This is a genomic window from Bacillus sp. PK6-025 (genome assembly GCF_056530265.1).
The window spans coordinates 603645-621829 of the sequence record NZ_CP096509.1 but is presented as its reverse complement, the minus strand read 5'-3'; the positions used below and the strand labels follow the sequence as shown (position 1 = coordinate 621829).

The window sequence follows — 18185 nt, the reverse complement described above, 5'->3', positions numbered from 1 at the left end:
GCTGTGCCTAACAATGTCAAACTTACCGATTCAGGGGAAAACGTGGATTACGGTACATACAGACTGATGATCCGGTCAAAACAGGACAATGAGATGTTCGGAATCAGCACCTCTTTTATTAACAGCGCAAACCGAATTTATTTCAACGGCAAATTGATCGGGCAGAGCGGAACTCCTTCAAGTAAAGCGAATTTCAGGGCTCAAAACAGGCCTTATACGAGTTTTTTCGACATTCACCGCGGGGACAACGAGCTGATTGTACAATTTTCGAACTTCAAAAAAACACCTTCATGGGGAATAGAAAAACCGATTACCTTCGGAACGCAGCAGAACATTTTACACCAAAGCAAAATTTCTTTCTTTAATGAAACCAGCATGATCACGGCATTCTTCATTACCGGTTTATACTTTCTCGGCTTTTTCCTGCATCGAAAAAAGGATAAGCACTTATTCTTTTTTTCCACGATGTGTCTTCTTTTTTCAGTCATTGTGCTTTTAATCGGACGAGAACGAATGATCTTTCTTTTCTTTCCGTCTGTTTCATTCTCGGCTTTAAGCGTAATGAGAGCAACCACAATGGTGCTTGTCAGTATAGCGGTTTTTCTCTATCTCTATTTCGCTTACAGAGAAATCGTTTCAAAAAAATGGATAATCGCCGCGACTGCATTTTCTGCACTGGTTTTGTTGATTGATTTTATATCATGGGGTTTTACAGACCGTCTCGCATATATATTGCATTCCGTTCTTGCCGTCACGACTTTGATTTATATTACGTATGTGTTTGCGATTGCTGCCCTTCGGAAAATGAAAGGCAGTCTTTATCTTACGATTGCAGCGATTTCAATGAGCGCATTCGTCATTTTAACGACCGTTTCTGCTTACAGCGGCAAAAGAGGCTTTTCGTTCAATTCGCTCTATGCCGTGCCGTCAATCATCGCTTTGCTGGCGGCTGTTCTGATGATGGCGCAGCAATTCGCAGGCGCATTCCGCGAGAATGAAGTCCTATCCTTGAAATTGCTCAGAATGAATCGATTAAAAGACGAATTTATCGCCAAAACATCGCATGAATTTAAAACGCCGCTGAACAGCATGATTAATATATGCCAGACCCTTTTGGCAAGGAAAAGCAAAAGGACGGTAGAGGAAGAAAAAGAAAATCTGCAGCTGGTCATCCGCATGGGATACAGGCTCTCCAGCCTGGTGAATGACATTCTCGATTTGGAAAAAATGAAGCAGGGCATGCTGCAGATTCAAGCCGTTCCTGTCGATACCCATTCAGCGATCAGTACGGAAATGGGCTTCTATCGGCTGTTGTCAAAAAATAAACAGGTCCAGATTGTAAACCTGGTTCCATCCGGACTGCCGCTCGTCTTGGCTGACGAAAACCGCTTCCGGCAAATCATGACCAACCTGGTAGATAACGCAATCAAGTATACGCCGGAGGGACAAATTACGCTCTCTGCCGAGAGGATCAACCAAGAGAAGGTCAAAATCACTGTAGCAGATACAGGAGTCGGCATACCAAAGGCCGTCCGTCAATCGATATTCGAATCTTTTCAACAAGCAAAAAACCATAAAGATGACGGAGCCGGGCTCGGTTTAAGCATCGTCAGACAGCTCGTTCAGCTTCAAAATGGGGAGATCTGGGTAGAATCGGAAGAAGGGAAAGGATCGGCATTTCATTTCACACTGCCTGTCGCAAAGGATGACTCGCTTCTTGACGATAAGGAGAACGTGCCTCAACAGCAAGCCGTCAGGAGTTTGCCCGATGTTTCAATCAGCACGCCGTATTATTCAAAGAAAATGGATGCTCCAACTGTTCTGATCGTCGATGATAACATTGAAAGCTTAAAAATTTTGGCCGATATGCTTGAAGGCGTTCCTTATCAAGTCATCGCAGCAAAAAGCGGCAAAGAGGCTCTCGAAGTCGCCTCCCGATCAAAGCTTGACTTGGTGATTTTGGATCTGATGATGCCCGATATGACAGGGTTTGAAGTCTCTATGAAAATCCGTGAAAGATTCACAATGGTGGAACTTCCGGTTCTCATTATTACGGCAGCCATCATCGATCATGATAAATACAAGGCTTTTCACGCCGGGGCAAATGACATTTTGCAAAAACCGTACAACTACACTGAATTTGCAGCCCGCGTTAAAAACCTGATCATGATGAAAGATACGGCAGCCCAAGCGACCAATATGGAGATGGCATTCCTCCAGTCGCAGATCAAGCCGCACTTTCTTTTCAACGTATTAAATACAATTATCGCGCTCAGTCATTTGGATATTGAAAAAGCGCGCGAAGTAACGGCTGATTTTACAAACTACTTAAGAATGAGTTTTGATTTTCAAAATACATCAGGGATGAGTTCTTTCAAACATGAACTGTCGATTGTGAATTCGTATCTTTCTATTGAAAAAACGCGCTTCGGCGATCGGCTGGACGTCATTTACGATATTGACGAAGACATTGACTTTGCCCTTCCGCCATTAATGATTCAGCCTCTTGTCGAAAATGCCGTCCACCACGGGATCAGCAAAAAAAGAGGCGGAGGCTGGATCAAGCTGACGGCAAAAAAAGAAAGCGAAAACCGCTATTATATCAAGATAGAGGACAATGGAATCGGCATGCCGCCGGAAAAACAACACGATATCTTTTCCTCTCATTTCACTCATAGCGTCGGTATGAAAAATATCAACCGAAGACTGAAGCACTTCTGCGGGAGCGAACTGAATATCGAGAGTGCGCCGGATGACGGAACCGCTGTCTCAATGGTCATTTCTATCAACGAATCGGCGGACGTCTCAGTATAGGTTTTAACCTGAAGACAGAACGGCCTCCTCAGCTTGCCGGCAAAGTCGGCAAGCTTTTTTACGCAGTAAATCAGGTGTGTGCTTCCTCCCCTCTGTACAATTTGACCCTGTCCTTTGTAAGAACACGGCCTCTTTTTCTATACGATTCAATATGTTATAGTAGAAAACTGTTTTTACATATACCATAGGAGGTTTGTTCATCAATGGAAAATTTCAGCTATTACAATCCAACGAAATTGATCTTCGGAAAAGGCCAGCTTGAACAGTTAAGAAAAGAATTAAAGGAATACGGAAAAAATGTATTGCTTGTTTATGGAGGCGGCAGTATTAAAAAGAACGGCCTTTATGACGAAGTTACGCGCGTGTTGAAAGAAGAAGGCGCTGACATGCACGAGCTTTCCGGAGTAGAACCAAATCCGCGTCTTGCTACGGTTAAAAAAGGGATCGAATTGTGTGCCCGGCATGAAATCGATTTTCTCCTCGCTGTCGGCGGAGGAAGCGTCATCGACTGCACAAAAGCGATTGCTGCCGGAGCAAAATACGACGGCGACCCTTGGGATATCTTCAGCAAAAAAACGACAGCAAAAGACGCCCTGCCGTTCGGTACGATTTTAACCTTAGCTGCAACCGGATCTGAAATGAACCCCGATTCCGTCATTACAAACTGGGAAACGAATGAAAAATATGTATGGGGAAGCGATGTCACGCATCCGAAGTTCTCCATTTTAGACCCTGAAAATACGTTCAGTGTCCCGGAAAACCAAACGGTTTACGGCATTGTTGATATGATGAGCCATGTGTTTGAACAATATTTTCATAATGTCAAAAACACGCCGCTTCAGGACAGACTGTGCTTTTCCGTTTTGCAAACGGTCATCGAAACGGCACCGAAGCTGTTGGAAGACCTGCAAAACTATGAGCACCGGGAAACCATTTTATACGCAGGCACAATCGCTTTGAATGGCACGCTGCAAATGGGCTATTTCGGCGATTGGGCTTCCCATACAATGGAGCACGCCGTTTCGGCCGTTTACGACATTCCGCATGCGGGCGGCCTTGCGATCTTGTTCCCGAACTGGATGAGATATACGCTTGATACGAATGTCAGCCGCTTCAAAGCCCTTATGCTGAACATGTTTGACATTGAAACAGAAGGCAAAACCGATAAAGACATCGCGCTTGAAGGAATCGATAAGCTGTCCGCGTTCTGGACAAGCCTTGGCGCTCCTTCCCGCCTTGCCGACTACGGCATCGGCGAAGAAAAGCTCGATCTGATCGCAGACATCGCCGCTAAAGAAATCGAGCACGGCGGCTTCGCCAATTTCCAAAAACTAAACAAAGATGACGTACTCGCCATTCTCCGGGCTTCTCTATAACAACAAAAGGACGGAATCAAGTGATTCCGTCCTTATCTTTACCGCTCCCCCTGTCTTTCCCGTGTTAAGGCAAAAAAGGTGAAAGATCCGATCACAGCTGTAATAAACATGATCGCACCCATTGGAACGGCCGTTGTTTCATTCATTCCAACGAGAGGCGAAACGATCGAACCGAGCAGAAGCGGAAGCATGCCGAGCATCGCGCTTGCACTGCCCGCACGGTGTCCCTGGTTTTCCATCGCCAGCGTAAATGTGCTTGTCAACGTCATTCCGATGGTTATCATGTAGATAAAGATGGAAATGACAATCGCTGCAAGCGGTCCTTTCAAAATCGTCATCGTCAGGAGAACGGATGTCGCGATGACAGCGGTAATAACCGCGATCCGCAAGAGCTTCCTCTCATGAATGATTCCCCCGAAACGCCCGATGATAAAGCTTCCCGAAATAATAGCGAGGCCGTTAATGCCGAACAGCACGCTGAACACTTGAGGAGAAACCCCATAGATGTCCTGATATACAAAAGGGGTTCCGGACACGTATGCAAAGCTGCCTCCGTGAATGAAACCGACAGTCAGCGCATAGCCGATGAAAGACCGGTCCTTCAACAAGCTTCCCATCGTTTTGAGAGACGAACCGATTGAGCTTGGAATCCGTTTGTCAGGCGGCAATGTTTCAGTCAATTTCATTGAGATAACGAGCACTAGGAACAATCCGATCAATGATAGAGTATAAAAAATCGTATGCCAAGTAGCGAACGGCAAAAGCAGGATGGCTCCCCCCGTCATTGGTGCGACCATTGGCGCAACCGCGGTGATCACCATTAAAAGCGAGAAAAATTTAGAAAGCTCTCTGCCTGTAAACACGTCCCGTACAATGGCGCGCGACAGCACAATTCCCGCCGAAGCGGTAAAACCCTGTAAAAAACGACCAATGACCAGCATAATAATGTTCGGGGAAAGCGCGCAAAACAAAGAAGACAACGCAAATAAAAAGATGGATATTAATAAGGGCTTCCGTCTTCCTTGTGCATCACTGACCGGCCCAATAACGAGCTGACCAAACGTAAGCCCGATCAAACACGCTGTTAAGCTTAGCTGTACGAGCGAGGCTCCAGCTGATAAATCATCGGCAATTTCGGGAAAGCTTGGCAAATACATATCGATATTCAGCGGGCCCAATATCGCAAGCATGCCGAGCAGAAAAGCCAATGCAAGGCGTTCCTTTCCTGTTGGATTATGGAGCATAGTATCAAACCTTTCTTTCAAGCTAGTAAAATATATTGTTTCATCATGAAATAAACTGGAGGATCGCAAAACATTTGTATATTGTAACATATTTTTTTGGCTGTGAAAGAGGATTGCTCATGACCGGTTAAGATCGGAGATCGAATCGGTCAGATGATTTATAATTGAAGTGAAACACAGGAAGGAGTTATCTTAACTTGAATGCAGTAAACACTGTAGGTTGCTTTACAATTGTGGAAAATAGCAAAGGAAAAATACTTCTGGTTAAAAGAAAAGATTATCCTGTCTGGGACTTGCCAGGAGGCAGAATGGAAAAGCACGAGCAGCCGGAAACATGCGCCATGAGGGAAATGGTAGAAGAAACAGGCTACCGTATTTCTATTATGTGCAAAATAGGAGAGTACGATCAACCGCAATATCATGACATACAGTACATCTATTCAGGAAAATTACTAGGTGGGGAACCCATTAAACAAGGGCCAGAAACAGCAAAAATCGGATGGTTTCGCAAAGATAGATTACCTTTGTTAATGGTTCCCCATAGAAGAAAACAAATAAAAAATTTTACAAAACATCATAACAAACTAGTAAAAGAAACTTTAAAAACACCTTATTTGATTAGATTTATCACGAAATTCAAGAAATAACAGCCTCTTTTTATGTTTAAGCATTATTTCATCGCTTTGACGATAAGCGATGCCAAAGCTTCGGTCCCTTTCGGCATCAGGTGTACGCCGTCAGCGGTGAAATATTCGGGATGTTTCAGGGCTTCAGTATGCCAATCGACCAATGTCACGTTTTGACGGCTGTCCGCTTGCTTCCGAAGCGATTCATTCACCTTGCTCTCCCACTGACGGGGGACGCGCGTGTTCACGAGATAGACATCAGCGTTTGAGAACGCATCAAGCAAAGCGTCCATCTGACTGTCCGTAAAATAGCCGTTTGTTCCCAGTTCAATCACGACGGCTTTGTCCGAATGATTAAAGGAAGCGTAGGTTGATGTCAATTGAAGCGCTTCCCTCACTTGCCTTCCAACCTGACCGTCGATTGTGATTCCCGGAATTTTCTTACGCAGGCTGGAAGCAATGTCAAGCATGACCGAATCCCCGACAGCCAATACCTCTTTCTCGATATGATCAGGCCCTTTTTCCGCAGACTGCTCATCTTTTGTATTTGACGATTCATCCCCGCCGGCTTTCTGCCGGCTTTTAGTTTCATCATCTTTCCCGCTTTCAGCTTGTGCTTTCTTATCATCCTTCCGTTCTTCACTTTTGTCAGCCGGCTGATCCGCTGAGGCGCTTGCTTCCTCATAAGATTTGGAATAGGCCTGTTGCGGCTGTTTCTTTTCGTCGGCCAATCCCGACAGGCCTCCTGCAAAAATGAGGAGTGCGGCAAACATCAGTCCGATTGATATTTTGCTGGGAACGGAAGCGGTTTTCCATTCCGTGATCTTATCCAGAAAAACCCGGCTGACAAACGGTTTAAAACCGTCTTGTCGGATTGGCTTCTCGATAAAGCGATACGAAAGTTCCGCCAGAATAAACGTAACAGCGACCTTAATCGCAACATGCCAGAACACCGGATTTCCAATCTCTTGAACAGGTGTGCTCAGCACGATGACGGGATAGTGCCAAAGATAAATGCCGTACGACCTTTTCCCGATCCAGCGCAGCGGCTTCACGGAAAGGACAAAGCCCAAGAAGCTGCTCGGATGACTGACGCATGCAATCAAAATCGCTGCGATTATGCTGATCAGAAGCATTCCGCCGTGATAGAGAAACGGGCTGAATTCATCGACAAAATAAATGCTCATCATAAGCAGCGCGAAAGCGGCAAGCTCAGTTCCGTGCAACGCGTGCTTCAGGCTGCTTGGGAGCCTGTTCCCAGATAGTCTTTTCATCGGCCACACAAGGGCTAATGCGCATCCGATCAACAGCTCGAAGGCGCGCGTATCAGTCCCGTAATATACGCGGCTCGGATCGCCGCCAGGGATGTACAGGATGCTCATCCATACGGCTGAACAAAGCGCACACAGCACAACCGCCGCAGCCAGCCTCTCCCGCTTTTTAAATATGTAGATGCCCAACAGCAAAATGATCGGCCAGATGAAATAAAACTGTTCTTCAATCGCCAGTGACCACAAGTTTTTTAAAGGAGACGGCGATCCGAAACTATCAAAATATGAGAGGTCGTGAAAGATAAACCACCAATTGCTGACATATAAAAGAGAGGAGATCGCATCTCCCCGTACGGTATGCATCAGCTCTCTGTTAAACAAAGCGACCCATATGACGGTTGCGAAAATCATGAGCGTCGCCGCTGGAAGCAGCCGCCGTATCCGGCGCACCCAAAAATCTCTGAATGTGAGGGAAATGTCATTTCCATACGCCGGCAGGATAATCGATGTAATCAAATATCCTGATAAAACAAAAAAGATATCAACGCCAATAAAGCCTCCGTCGGCCCAGCTCATGTTGAGGTGGTAAGCGATAACCGCCAAAACGGCAAAAGCCCGAAGCCCGTCTAACCCCGGTATGTAACGGTGTTGTTGTGTCTGATCTCGCATGGTATTCCTCCAATGATATGTACGTACGGTTCTTCTTTATGTTTCGCGCCTTTTACGGCTCCGATATTATAGACGAAGTCAGGACCGTTTTTTGTTTCAAAAAATCGTCATTTTTATCTACCCTGAATGATGCCGTCTCTCTAGTATAAAAGTTTCAAGCTGAATATGGTGTTACAAAGTTGTAAAAAGTAAAAAATCCATGATTTCAGCGAATCATGGATTTTTTGACTAGCGGATGTAGCGGTCGCCGATCAGCAGGCTCGAAATCGCCTTAGTCGGAATTTCAAACTCTACCGCGCCCATATATCCGGGTGCGACTTCATAATCGTCAAACGAAATCACGAGTTTATGATTCTCTGTAATATAAAAATTTTGGTCGGCCTTGATTCGTTTGAATGGCTCGACTTCCTCGTCATTGATCCAATATATTTTATCAGGATCATCTTTCATTTGCTGTTTCATTTGTTCTTTAATGTTTTCGCTGATGGCCGTAATATACCGGTCATCTTTAAACAAACTCTTCAAGGTAAGCAGAATTTCATTCTTTTTGTCAATGGTGATATAGCGCCGTTCGGTATAGCTGGACGCTTCCGTTCTTTCGACGCTTCGCCGAATCGAAATCAAATCCTTCGTATCCGTGACTGTCTCATAATCGCTGTAGATGCTGAGATGCCCTTTTTTATTCCGGGACGTCTCCTTCATGAATTCCCGGTAAAGCTGACGGCTTTCCTTTACATATTTCTCGTTAATGCCATTTTCAAGCTCCCGGTTATTCAAGCCGGACAGAGCCGGTGTTTTCACGTCAATACTCGATTCTCCATCTTTCTGTTTGATCTCGGTGAATGTGATGGCCTTAACGACCTTGCCGATGACGGGTAAACGCGACATGGCCTGGGCTGCTCCGGGATTGATATTCACGACGGCAGCCAATAGTACAGCCGCCGCGACAAGCGTTGATGCAGGCCATACCACCAGCCTTCTCTTCTTCTTCGATTTATGCTGAAGCGCAGTTTCGACAACCTGATCCAGTTCCTTCGGAATGGGGACGTTTTGATATGCTTTTCTCAGCTGTTCCAATTTCTTTTCCATTAAGAAAGATCCTCCTTCGTCAATTGGATGCGCATAAGCTTCAATCCTCTGTAAAGGCGCGTTTTGACCGTATTCAAATTTTCGCCTGTGATTTCCGCAATCTCTTCCAGTTTGAGATCCTCAAAAAATCGCAGAACAATAATGGTGTGGTAGGGATGCGGCAACTCGTCAAGCGCCTCATGAAGGTCTGTATCCCGGTAGATATCTTCCTTGCCCTTGCTTAAAAATTCGATCGTTTGATCATCCATAACCTTTAGTTTTTTCCGTTTGCGCAAAAAATCGATTGCCGTCCGCACCAAAATTTTGTAAAACCAGCTTTTAATCGTATCCGGATTGCGAACAGAATCGACGGAATCGAGCGCTTTTTTGATTGATTCCTGGACAATATCTAAGGCGTCTTCTTGATTTTTCACATAGCTGTACGCCAGCCGGTAAAAGTCTTCTTTCCGGTCTGTTATGCAAGCGACAAGAGACGCTCTGGCTGCTTGTTTCTTCATTGCAATAAAGAACTCCTTTTTTGAATATACGTATATACGGCTGTTACATTAGGATAGACGCGGGAGCGTGAAAAATAGTTTGCGGACTGGTCATTCTTTTTAAAAATATTTTATCATCAAGTGCCGCCAATCTCGATTTCATTTATAATGAATAGCAAATTCGAAGGAGGTGATCACATGGCAAGCATCAGAATGCCGGATCATGCAGCGTCTCATGCAAAGCCTGTTATCGGAAAAGGCGATACTTTGCATGGGGTGGACAAATAAAATCGCCTGAAGTAAGCTTTTCTGGTAATTGGCTTTGCCCCTTATTTTACAATCAAAGGAATAAGGAGCTGGCAAACATGGCATACGTAAAGGCTGCCGCTGTTCTACCTGAAAAGCTGCTATCGGAAATTCAAAAGTATGTTCAAGGGGAAACGATCTACATTCCCAAGACTGAATCCGCCCACAAAAAATGGGGTGCACGTTCAGGAGCAAGAAAGCTGATCGATGATCGCAACACCGCGATAAAAAGGGCCTTTAAAAATGGCGAAACGATTGAGCACTTAGCAGCGGAACATCATCTTTCCATCGAAACGATTAAAAAAATCGTTTACACAAAATAAACTGGAGCACGGATCCTTGTGATCGGTGCTTTTTAATATGGCGAGTTTGTTTATTAGCTGATTTCTGCATTTTCTATGCTTTCTCCGTCATGTAATGTAAAAGTGATCATGCAACGAGAGGAGAATATTGTCATGAAACACGGTGTATTGGAAGTACCCGGAGCAAAGCTCTACTACGAAGTGCGCGGCTCTGGGCCTATCTTGCTTATGATTCACGGGGGCAACGGCGATGCAGAATCATACCCGATTACAGACCGCCTATCCGACCGTTACACGGTTATCACATACGACCGCCGCGGGCATTCCCGCAGCAGGCTGGAAGATCCGAATGAAAATTACCAGGTTTCCGCACACAGCGATGATGCGAGCCGGCTGCTGGCCGCTCTGACGGATGAACCGGCCCATGTATTCGGCTGCAGCTCCGGCGCGGTCATCGGCCTTGATCTTGCCATCCGCCATCCTGCACAAATCCGCATGTTGGTCGCACACGAGCCTCCGATTCCGCAATTGTTGGCCGGCAGTGACCGCACCAAAGGGTTCGAGAGCTTGGAGAACCTTGAAAAACAATACAAACGAAGCGGATTACAGGCTTTAGAAGCATTCGCGAAAGCGATGGGCATTACGTCCACAGCTCAGCCGGACCGTCCAAAAACCCGGACGGAGCAGCTCATGGCCAACATTGACTATTTTATCCTGTCCGAGGTGCCGGGTTTAAGAGAATATTCACCCGACATCGGCAGGCTTAAAGCTTCACCGGTTACAGTCGTTCCTGCCGGCGGCATTGATTCGCAAGGCTGTCTCCCGTACAGGTATGCAAAAGCATTGGCTGATCATTTGAAAACGAAAGTAGTCGATTTTCCAGGCAATCATGTGGGATGCGTTTTATACCCGGAGGAATTTGCCGAAAAGCTGGACATGGTTTTTAGAAGATGTAACAACAAAAATACCAAGGGATGAAACCCTCGGTATTTTAAATCAATCCGCCGTTCGCAGAAAGCGTATGGCCTGTAATCGACATTCGATTTTTCAATTCAAATGCATCCGTTCACTGATGCTCTAAACAGCACCCTAAATAAACATTCCCAAAAGGCTTAGCATTTTAAGAGCTGCAAAATTTGTTCATACGCATTCATATAAAGGACAGGGTCGGGATCTGCTCCTTTTTTCTTCGGCACGTTAAAATCCGATAATACAAAATGATGCTTCGGCTGAACATCATGCTTAGCTAAACAGCTCTTGACACAGCATAAAGGACAGCCGTCAATCGCAATGATATCCCGCCCGGATTTTGCTGTTTTGACAAGCGGTTTCACATCGCCGCCGACTCCGGCAATGCACGACATTTCGGCCGTTTTCTCCCGATCCATTTTAATGGCAATCATATTGGCCGTTTGCGCGGCCGAGGAACATCCGGAGCACGAATACACTAGAGGCAGATCAGTTCTTTTCATCGGTTGACACATCCCCTGTTTTTCTTTATTTTCGCCGGCAAAAAACTATCATTTACTTTACAGGAGGTGCGTGATGAAAACTGTGAGCCAGATCACTTTTTCTATTACTCTATGAGCTGAATCAAACAGCCCAAGCAAAAGCAAAACTGCTTCACACTCCTTTCCCGTATTCAATGAGAATACTCGCCTCCTTGATCTATATGGAATCCTCAGGAAAAAGAGCAGGGGCTTAAAAGCCCCTGTGATTTGTATAAAAAATTTGCGCCGGCTTTTTAAAGGCGAACCGAATGATCCATTCGGCCAACGCGATGCAAAGCACAATCGCTCCGAAAACGCCTATCGTGTAGCTGATGTCATATATCAGGCCGAGTCCTTTATGGCACACGAAAGTGATCAAGTGAATGAACATATTGGTAAAACAGAATAGATAGCTGCGAATCATCCAATTCCGGTGCTTGATAAACTGATTACGCCGGGCTTTGATGACGGAAATAACCGTGGCGGCAGGCCAATACATATTCACCATGTTAAAGGCTATGCTGACGGCCTTCCCACCGGTAGAATGCGGTGCCATATAGCCTGACGACAGCGTCACAATCAGCACGCAAACGACGTAGAGCCAGCCGTTAAAACGGTGAATCTTGCGGCTTTTGGTCAACAAGGCGCTGGAGAAGTTGACAGCGCCCGAAGCCATCGCCAAACAAGCGGCAACAACGTGAACATACATCACCTTCAGCCAGACCGGGAGATGAAAGGAGTCCCGCAGGTGAGATTTATGGCTGAGAAAAGATGTTGATTGCGGATCAAGAATTAAATTTTCAAACAAGGTATACAGAACATACACCGCGATTACGATCAGCATTGCCGAAAAAACCGATTGACTGCGTTGAAATTTCCTTTTGTTCAGCTTTCGTTCCTCCTAATACATCATGCTCTCTGAAATACCTATATTGTATCACGAAAGCGGACGTGCGCAGCAGCTTGGCATATCAAGCCCTCAATGACAAAACCTTCCCCATTAAAAACAGGCCAAGTACGATTTGTTGCTTGGCTCGGGCCTCCCGTTTTTCTGGAAAGCCGGAATAATTCTGTCATCTTTTGCGGCATACTTTTGAATGATGTCTCTGCTGAAATCGCGAGTCGATGACAATGGCTTCAACAATTTCAAGGAGTTGCCTCAGCACGCTGTCCAAACAGACGGATATGTATTTTGCAGCAGGTATGACAATACTTACGGACGGATTCATTCCCGCTTCTTATTCCGAACCAAATATGATTAATGAACAACGACCATTCTATAAAGATCTGGTTACAAAAAGAAGGATCAGTCTACTTCCACGCAAACCACCTCTTTACAAACGCATCAGGCGAATCTTATCTGTTACTTCAAATTTTAATGTTATTATAGATTTTAAAACATGCGGGGATCGGGCCTAAAAAATAAAAATGGAGGCATACATAAAGTGACAGAAGATGTAACTGACAACGATATACACGAACAAAAATTATCGAGAGGCCTGAAAAACAGGCATATTCAGCTCATCGCCATCGGCGGAGCGATCGGAACGGGGCTGTTTCTTGGTTCGGGGAAATCAATCCATTTTGCAGGAGCGTCGATTTTATTTGCTTATCTGATTACGGGAATCATTTGTTTTTTCATTATGCGTTCTCTTGGAGAACTGCTTTTATCCAATTTGGAATACCATTCGTTTGTCGACTTTGTCAGGGACTACTTAGGCGACATGGCGGCATTTATAACGGGTTGGACATACTGGTTTTGCTGGATTTCGCTCGCGATGGCCGATTTAACCGCGGTCGGGCTTTATACCCAATACTGGCTGCCTGATGTACCGCAATGGCTGCCCGGATTGATCGCCCTGCTCATTTTGCTGATCATGAACCTGGCGACCGTCAAGCTTTTTGGAGAATTGGAGTTCTGGTTCGCATTAATCAAAGTCATTGCGATATTGGCGCTGATCGTGATCGGCCTTTTCATGATTTTCAAAGGATTTTCCACCCATTCGGGCGCTGCCGCCTTTCACAACCTTTGGAACCACGGCGGCATGTTTCCAAATGGACTGCACGGTTTTCTCCTTTCATTCCAGATGGTTGTCTTTGCGTTTGTTGGCATCGAACTTGTGGGACTGACAGCGGGGGAAACGAAAGATCCGAAAAAGGTCATTCCTAAAGCGATCAACAATATCCCCGTCCGTGTTTTGCTGTTTTATATCGGTGCTCTCCTTGTGATCATGAGCATCTATCCGTGGAATGTCATCAACCCAAATGAGAGTCCGTTCGTCCAAGTCTTTGCAGCGGTCGGCATCATTGCGGCTGCAAGCATCATCAATTTTGTGGTGCTGACATCGGCGGCTTCGGCAAGCAACAGCGCAGTCTTCAGCACGAGCCGGATGATATACTCGCTTGCGAAAGAACATAATGCGCCCGGCGCTATGACCAAACTGACCTCCCGCAAAGTGCCGAGCAATGCGTTGTTTTTCTCAGCGGTCGTGATTCTGATTGGCATCATGCTGAACTATATCATGCCTGAACAAGTGTTTACGCTGATTACAAGCATCTCGACGATATGCTTCATCTTTATTTGGGGAATCACCGTCATTTGCCATTTGAAATACCGCAAAACAAGACCGGATTTAGCGAAAACAAACAAATTCAAGATGCCGCTTTACCCGTTTTCAAATTATGTAGTTCTCGGTTTTCTTACGTTTATCCTCATCGTCCTTGCACTGGCGCAGGACACCCGCGTTGCCTTATTTGTCACGCCGGTTTGGTTTATCATGCTGATCGCGATTTACAAGCTGAGGAAACCTAAGTCACAGCAAGTGTAGAAAAATGCGAATCGCCTGCAAAATGTTCTGCAGGCTTTTTGTATGGCTCATCATGTAAAATAAAAAAGATAACAGCTTGATCGCCTACAATTTCAATGGTCAGCCGCTTAGGCAGAAAGGGGAAAACAGATGAAAATCAATCAAATTGTAGATTTGTCGGTATCGTTAAGAGGTGATATACCGTCTGATCCGCCGGGGTTTGTCCCTGAAATCGAATATGCGGATCATAAGCAAGGAGCTAAACAGATGGTCCAGAGCTTTCCCGGCCTTTCCTCGCAAGATCTTCCCGGGGGAGAAGGCTGGTCGCTGGAAAAAGTGAAGATGTCTACGCATGCCGGAACGCATATCGACGCTCCATATCATTACCGTTCTGTTACAGACGACGGCAAGCGGATGATGACAATTGATGAAGTGCCGCTTGACTGGTTTCATGGCCCTGGCGTTAAGCTGGATTTCAGACATTTGAAAGACGGGCATATCGTTACCCCTGAAGAAATCGAACAGGAGCTTCACCGCATCAATCATAAACTCGCGCCCGGCGACATTGTTCTTGTGAATACGTCGGCTGGCGCCAAATACGGACAAAACGATTACCTGCACAGCGGCTGCGGGATGGGGCGTGAAGCAACTCTATTTTTAACGGAGCGCGGCGTACGCCTTGTCGGAACTGACGCCTGGAGCTGGGACGCTCCATTCAGCATGACCGCCAAGCGCTTTGAACAGGAAAAAGACCCATCCATTATTTGGGAAGGTCATTATTCAGGCAGCACCATTCCTTACTGCCAAATTGAAAAGCTCGCCAACCTTGATCAATTGCCTTCCACCGGATTTTACGTCATGGCTTTTCCGGTAAAAGTTGAAAAAGCGTCTGCCGGCTGGGCGCGCCCGGTTGCGATTCTTAGCGGTGAAAACGCATAAGAACGTCAGCAGCTTTTCGTTTGTGGGGATGCCGGCTAGACAGATAACAAAAATAAAAGCAGACATCAGCCTGCTTTTATTTTTGTGTTATATTCAGTCACAACACTTGCGTAAACAAACAATGAAATGAATACAAGAAACACGCGGCTCCAGCCATCACATTGAAGGTTCCCGATTTTTCATTGTTTGATTTCAACATCATGAAGAACAAACCGGAAAAGAAAAATCCGATAAACCAGCCGATTGGAATCTGGACAAAAGCTAAAATAAAACCAATAATCCCTATCGTTTGAAAAACTTGAGGGCAAATTCGCGCAAAAGTATTCCCGCCCTTTTTCAGAAGAAATCCGCTCCCTTTTTTTGTATCATATCACATCTCCTCAACAAAATAAGGAAAACAAGTGAATCTTTTGCTATTCATGTTGAAGCCAGGCTCAATATTGATTTTTGTTATGATCTTAAAAAAGGAGGTTTGATTACCATGAATACCTTATGCCGCAGCAAACAAGCTCCATTTGAATACACCTTATCTCTTATAGGTGGTAAATGGAAAATGAGAATCCTCTATGAGCTGGCGTGTGAAAAAACGATGAGATACGGGGAGCTCAAACGGGCTATGCCGTTAATCACCCATAAAATGTTAAGTTCCCAGCTGAAGGAGTTGCAAACTGACGGTCTGATTCACCGGGTGGAGATTTCTCAAAATCCCCTCAGAGTGGAGTATTCGTTATCAGACAGAGGACTGTCTTTATACCCTCTCATAGATGAAATGTGCAGATGGGGACAAAGAGAAGGTTTGCCTTATGAGTAAAAAGTACTTACTAAAAAGTGCGTACTTGTTTCCCGACGGGAGGGATTTTATACTGAATAAAAATTATTTGTAAGGAGAACAGGATGACAAAACAAATTTATATCATTCATGGCTACAGAGCCTCCTCAACCAACCACTGGTTTCCTTGGCTAAAAAAACGTCTGCTTGCAGACGGAATACACGCAGAAATTTTAGACATGCCTAATCCTCACCAGCCAAGGCTTAAAGATTGGCTTGATACGCTCTCTTTAAATAAGCACACATTAAATAAACATACTTATCTGGTTGCACACAGCCTGGGGTGCGCCGCCGTTTTGAGGTTTTTGGAACAAACGCAATTGCGTCAACCACTTGGCGGAATCTTGCTCGTTTCCGGCTTTGCCAAGTCACTGCCCGATTTAAAGATGTTAGATGAATTTACCGAGGAATCGTTTGATTTTCAAAACATCATTGAGTCAGCTAAGCATCGTGCTGTCATTGCCTCTAGAGACGATCAAATTGTGCCATTTGATTGGAGCAAAGATCTGGCGCAACAAATTGACGCTAAGCTTTACGAAGTTCAACACGGGGGGCACTTTTTAGAAACTGACGGATTTACTTCTTTGCCGATTGTTTATGATGTTTTAAACTCCTATTTCTCAAAAGAAACTTGCTAAAAACAATAAAGGATATTCGGATTTTAGGGCGGCAAAGGGCTTAGAAGCCGCCCTTCTCCAATTTCTTAATAAGTGTGGAAAAAATCGATGCCAAAGTTCCCTGTTTTGAAGTGGTCTGTTACGTCATGCCAATTGAAAATGTGTATAATATAGCTTTGTTGAAGGCACTTGAATGAAAGCGCGGCTTATGTTTCTTGTGAAAGCTTAGCACTTAAAGCTTCAAAATGAATCATCTCTAATTTAGATCAGGGATATTACCTAACCAAGTTCCCAAAAGAAATGAATCCCTTTCATTGATATATGTTTCACGCATAAGGGTACACCTTTTGTATTGGTTTTAAGAGAGCATAACTTTTTTATCAACCTTACATTCCTTTAATGATGTCGCTAAGCGAGTTATTTAATTCAATAAACTGTTTCTCTATAGGTGTAAATTTATGATTTAGTCTTGTAATGAAATACAAATCGACGTTTCGATAAGATGAGGGAACTTCTAAATAATTAAGGATATTGTAGCGATCTGCTATGCGCTTTGATACTAAGGAAATTCCCATACCCATCAATGCAAATTGCACTAAGGATTCTGGATCGCCCACTTCAATGATTTCCCCCTGTTGGATGTTCGAATCTTCAAAAATATGACATAATAATGTTAGATACAAGCACTTATCTGATAATACAAGTACGTTTTTTCCGTTTATATAATCATCAAATCTCGTATATTGATCTATACCTTGGCCTATGATCACCAATTCTTCATATCCCACTTTTTGATAACTTATCTTTTTATTGTTTAGCGATCCAATCGTATAAGCAACATCGATTTTTCCAAGGAGAACTTGATTTTCAATATATTCTGTTGAACCTGTTTTTAATGTTACCGATAAATCAGGATATGTATGATAAAGCTTATTTAAAGCACTTGAGAATTGAGTTCCACCAACAGATATCATCGTGCCAATACGGAGTTTTTCATCGTGTTTTTTCATGATGTTTTCGGTTTCTTCCCAAACGAACAAGATTTTCTTGTATTGATGATATAATTTTTCTCCCTCTTTCGTTAGTTTGACTCCTTTTGAATTTCTGATAAACAGTTGTTGATGATAATGAGTTTCGATTTTTTTTATTTTCGCAGTCATATTGGATTGAAGGTGATTCAATTTAATTGCAGCAGCAGATATGCTTTTTAATTCCGCCACTGAAACAAAAGCTTTCATGTTTTCAATATCCATTCATATTTCAACCCCCATCAAAAAAAGTGATATAACCATCATAACTTAACATTTAAAATGATCTCTAATTTTAATTA

Annotated in this window: 16 protein-coding genes and 2 pseudogenes; 10 read left to right on the top strand and 8 right to left on the bottom strand. The window is 44.4% G+C overall.

Translation table 11 applies throughout. From position 1 onward, the window contains the following. Window positions 1–66 precede the first annotated feature (66 nt). The 3 genes and pseudogenes from M1D67_RS03165 to M1D67_RS03155 form a co-directional block, all read left to right on the top strand. Window positions 67–1641, top strand: a pseudogene (locus M1D67_RS03165) (sensor histidine kinase); the annotation flags it as partial. Window positions 1642–1803: 162 nt separating this feature from the next. After that, the gene (locus M1D67_RS03160; protein ID WP_224067391.1) at window positions 1804–2814 is read left to right on the top strand and encodes a response regulator; all 1011 of its coding nucleotides are present in this window, start codon (window positions 1804–1806) and stop codon (window positions 2812–2814) included. 203 nt (window positions 2815–3017) lie between these two features. Beyond that, window positions 3018–4190 (top strand): iron-containing alcohol dehydrogenase, encoded by a 1173-nt coding sequence (locus M1D67_RS03155; protein WP_075213095.1) that lies wholly within the window; start codon window positions 3018–3020, stop codon window positions 4188–4190. A gap of 38 nt (window positions 4191–4228) precedes the next feature. On the opposite strand, the gene M1D67_RS03150 is transcribed toward M1D67_RS03155, so the two are convergent. Beyond that, window positions 4229–5434, bottom strand: coding sequence for a Bcr/CflA family efflux MFS transporter (locus M1D67_RS03150; protein ID WP_023857816.1), 1206 nt, complete (start codon window positions 5432–5434; stop codon window positions 4229–4231). A 197-nt stretch (window positions 5435–5631) separates the two neighbouring features. On the opposite strand from M1D67_RS03150, the gene M1D67_RS03145 reads away from it, so the two are divergent. After that, window positions 5632–6081 (top strand): NUDIX hydrolase, encoded by a 450-nt coding sequence (locus M1D67_RS03145; RefSeq protein WP_026580609.1) that lies wholly within the window; start codon window positions 5632–5634, stop codon window positions 6079–6081. Between the two features lie 23 nt (window positions 6082–6104). On the opposite strand, the gene M1D67_RS03140 is transcribed toward M1D67_RS03145, so the two are convergent. From M1D67_RS03140 to M1D67_RS03130, 3 genes are all read right to left on the bottom strand, one after another. Beyond that, entirely contained in the window at window positions 6105–8000 is a 1896-nt protein-coding gene (locus M1D67_RS03140; RefSeq protein WP_326455602.1) for an acyltransferase family protein, read from the bottom strand. 228 nt (window positions 8001–8228) lie between these two features. Next, complete coding sequence (gene rsiV, locus M1D67_RS03135; RefSeq protein WP_214485252.1) at window positions 8229–9089, bottom strand: anti-sigma-V factor RsiV; 861 nt, start codon at window positions 9087–9089, stop codon at window positions 8229–8231. Next, a complete protein-coding gene (locus M1D67_RS03130; protein WP_020450310.1) occupies window positions 9089–9586 on the bottom strand; it encodes an RNA polymerase sigma factor in 498 nt (165 codons plus the stop codon). Before M1D67_RS03130 ends, rsiV begins: the two co-directional genes overlap by 1 nt. 344 nt (window positions 9587–9930) lie before the next feature. On the opposite strand from M1D67_RS03130, the gene M1D67_RS03125 reads away from it, so the two are divergent. Next, on the top strand, window positions 9931–10194 hold the full coding sequence (locus tag M1D67_RS03125; RefSeq protein WP_020450308.1) for a CD3324 family protein: 264 nt from the start codon (window positions 9931–9933) through the stop codon (window positions 10192–10194). A gap of 132 nt (window positions 10195–10326) precedes the next feature. After that, entirely contained in the window at window positions 10327–11151 is an 825-nt protein-coding gene (locus tag M1D67_RS03120) for an alpha/beta fold hydrolase (RefSeq protein ID WP_049937921.1), read from the top strand. Between the two features lie 134 nt (window positions 11152–11285). On the opposite strand, the gene M1D67_RS03115 is transcribed toward M1D67_RS03120, so the two are convergent. Both M1D67_RS03115 and M1D67_RS03110 read right to left on the bottom strand, forming a co-directional pair. Further along, entirely contained in the window at window positions 11286–11645 is a 360-nt protein-coding gene (locus tag M1D67_RS03115; protein ID WP_020450306.1) for a putative zinc-binding protein, read from the bottom strand. Between the two features lie 229 nt (window positions 11646–11874). Further along, window positions 11875–12507, bottom strand: a complete 633-nt coding sequence (locus M1D67_RS03110; RefSeq protein WP_020450305.1) for a DUF2306 domain-containing protein — start codon at window positions 12505–12507, stop codon at window positions 11875–11877. 601 nt (window positions 12508–13108) lie between these two features. Between M1D67_RS03110 and M1D67_RS03105 the strand changes: the two genes are divergently transcribed. The 4 genes from M1D67_RS03105 to M1D67_RS03090 all read left to right on the top strand — a co-directional run bounded on the left by M1D67_RS03105 (window position 13109) and on the right by M1D67_RS03090 (window position 16876). After that, window positions 13109–14491: an amino acid permease gene (locus M1D67_RS03105; RefSeq protein ID WP_105980741.1), complete on the top strand. Its 1383-nt coding sequence runs from the start codon at window positions 13109–13111 to the stop codon at window positions 14489–14491. Between the two features lie 129 nt (window positions 14492–14620). Then, the gene (locus tag M1D67_RS03100; RefSeq protein ID WP_025810039.1) at window positions 14621–15409 is read left to right on the top strand and encodes a cyclase family protein; all 789 of its coding nucleotides are present in this window, start codon (window positions 14621–14623) and stop codon (window positions 15407–15409) included. 481 nt (window positions 15410–15890) lie between these two features. After that, window positions 15891–16220 (top strand): winged helix-turn-helix transcriptional regulator, encoded by a 330-nt coding sequence (locus M1D67_RS03095; RefSeq protein WP_023857826.1) that lies wholly within the window; start codon window positions 15891–15893, stop codon window positions 16218–16220. Window positions 16221–16303: 83 nt separating this feature from the next. After that, window positions 16304–16876 carry an RBBP9/YdeN family alpha/beta hydrolase gene (locus M1D67_RS03090; protein WP_411202778.1) on the top strand — a complete coding sequence of 191 codons (573 nt, stop codon included), beginning with the start codon at window positions 16304–16306 and terminating at the stop codon, window positions 16874–16876. A gap of 40 nt (window positions 16877–16916) precedes the next feature. Here the strand turns inward: M1D67_RS03090 and M1D67_RS03085 are convergent. Both M1D67_RS03085 and M1D67_RS03080 read right to left on the bottom strand, forming a co-directional pair. After that, window positions 16917–17075 (bottom strand): annotated as a pseudogene (locus tag M1D67_RS03085) (ISL3 family transposase); the annotation flags it as partial. Between the two features lie 166 nt (window positions 17076–17241). After that, complete coding sequence (locus tag M1D67_RS03080) at window positions 17242–18108, bottom strand: LysR family transcriptional regulator (protein ID WP_095292658.1); 867 nt, start codon at window positions 18106–18108, stop codon at window positions 17242–17244. Window positions 18109–18185: the final 77 nt, after the last annotated feature.

Coding starts and splice junctions, on each gene's coding strand:
- M1D67_RS03160 (WP_224067391.1), top strand. CDS start 1,804: ATGGATGCTCCAACTGTTCTGATCGTCGATGATAACATTGAAAGCTTA.
- M1D67_RS03155 (WP_075213095.1), top strand. CDS start 3,018: ATGGAAAATTTCAGCTATTACAATCCAACGAAATTGATCTTCGGAAAA.
- M1D67_RS03150 (WP_023857816.1), bottom strand. CDS start 5,434: ATGCTCCATAATCCAACAGGAAAGGAACGCCTTGCATTGGCTTTTCTG.
- M1D67_RS03140 (WP_326455602.1), bottom strand. CDS start 8,000: ATGCGAGATCAGACACAACAACACCGTTACATACCGGGGTTAGACGGG.
- rsiV (WP_214485252.1), bottom strand. CDS start 9,089: ATGGAAAAGAAATTGGAACAGCTGAGAAAAGCATATCAAAACGTCCCC.
- M1D67_RS03130 (WP_020450310.1), bottom strand. CDS start 9,586: ATGAAGAAACAAGCAGCCAGAGCGTCTCTTGTCGCTTGCATAACAGAC.
- M1D67_RS03125 (WP_020450308.1), top strand. CDS start 9,931: ATGGCATACGTAAAGGCTGCCGCTGTTCTACCTGAAAAGCTGCTATCG.
- M1D67_RS03120 (WP_049937921.1), top strand. CDS start 10,327: ATGAAACACGGTGTATTGGAAGTACCCGGAGCAAAGCTCTACTACGAA.
- M1D67_RS03115 (WP_020450306.1), bottom strand. CDS start 11,645: ATGAAAAGAACTGATCTGCCTCTAGTGTATTCGTGCTCCGGATGTTCC.
- M1D67_RS03110 (WP_020450305.1), bottom strand. CDS start 12,507: ATGCTGATCGTAATCGCGGTGTATGTTCTGTATACCTTGTTTGAAAAT.
- M1D67_RS03100 (WP_025810039.1), top strand. CDS start 14,621: ATGAAAATCAATCAAATTGTAGATTTGTCGGTATCGTTAAGAGGTGAT.
- M1D67_RS03095 (WP_023857826.1), top strand. CDS start 15,891: ATGAATACCTTATGCCGCAGCAAACAAGCTCCATTTGAATACACCTTA.
- M1D67_RS03090 (WP_411202778.1), top strand. CDS start 16,304: ATGACAAAACAAATTTATATCATTCATGGCTACAGAGCCTCCTCAACC.
- M1D67_RS03080 (WP_095292658.1), bottom strand. CDS start 18,108: ATGGATATTGAAAACATGAAAGCTTTTGTTTCAGTGGCGGAATTAAAA.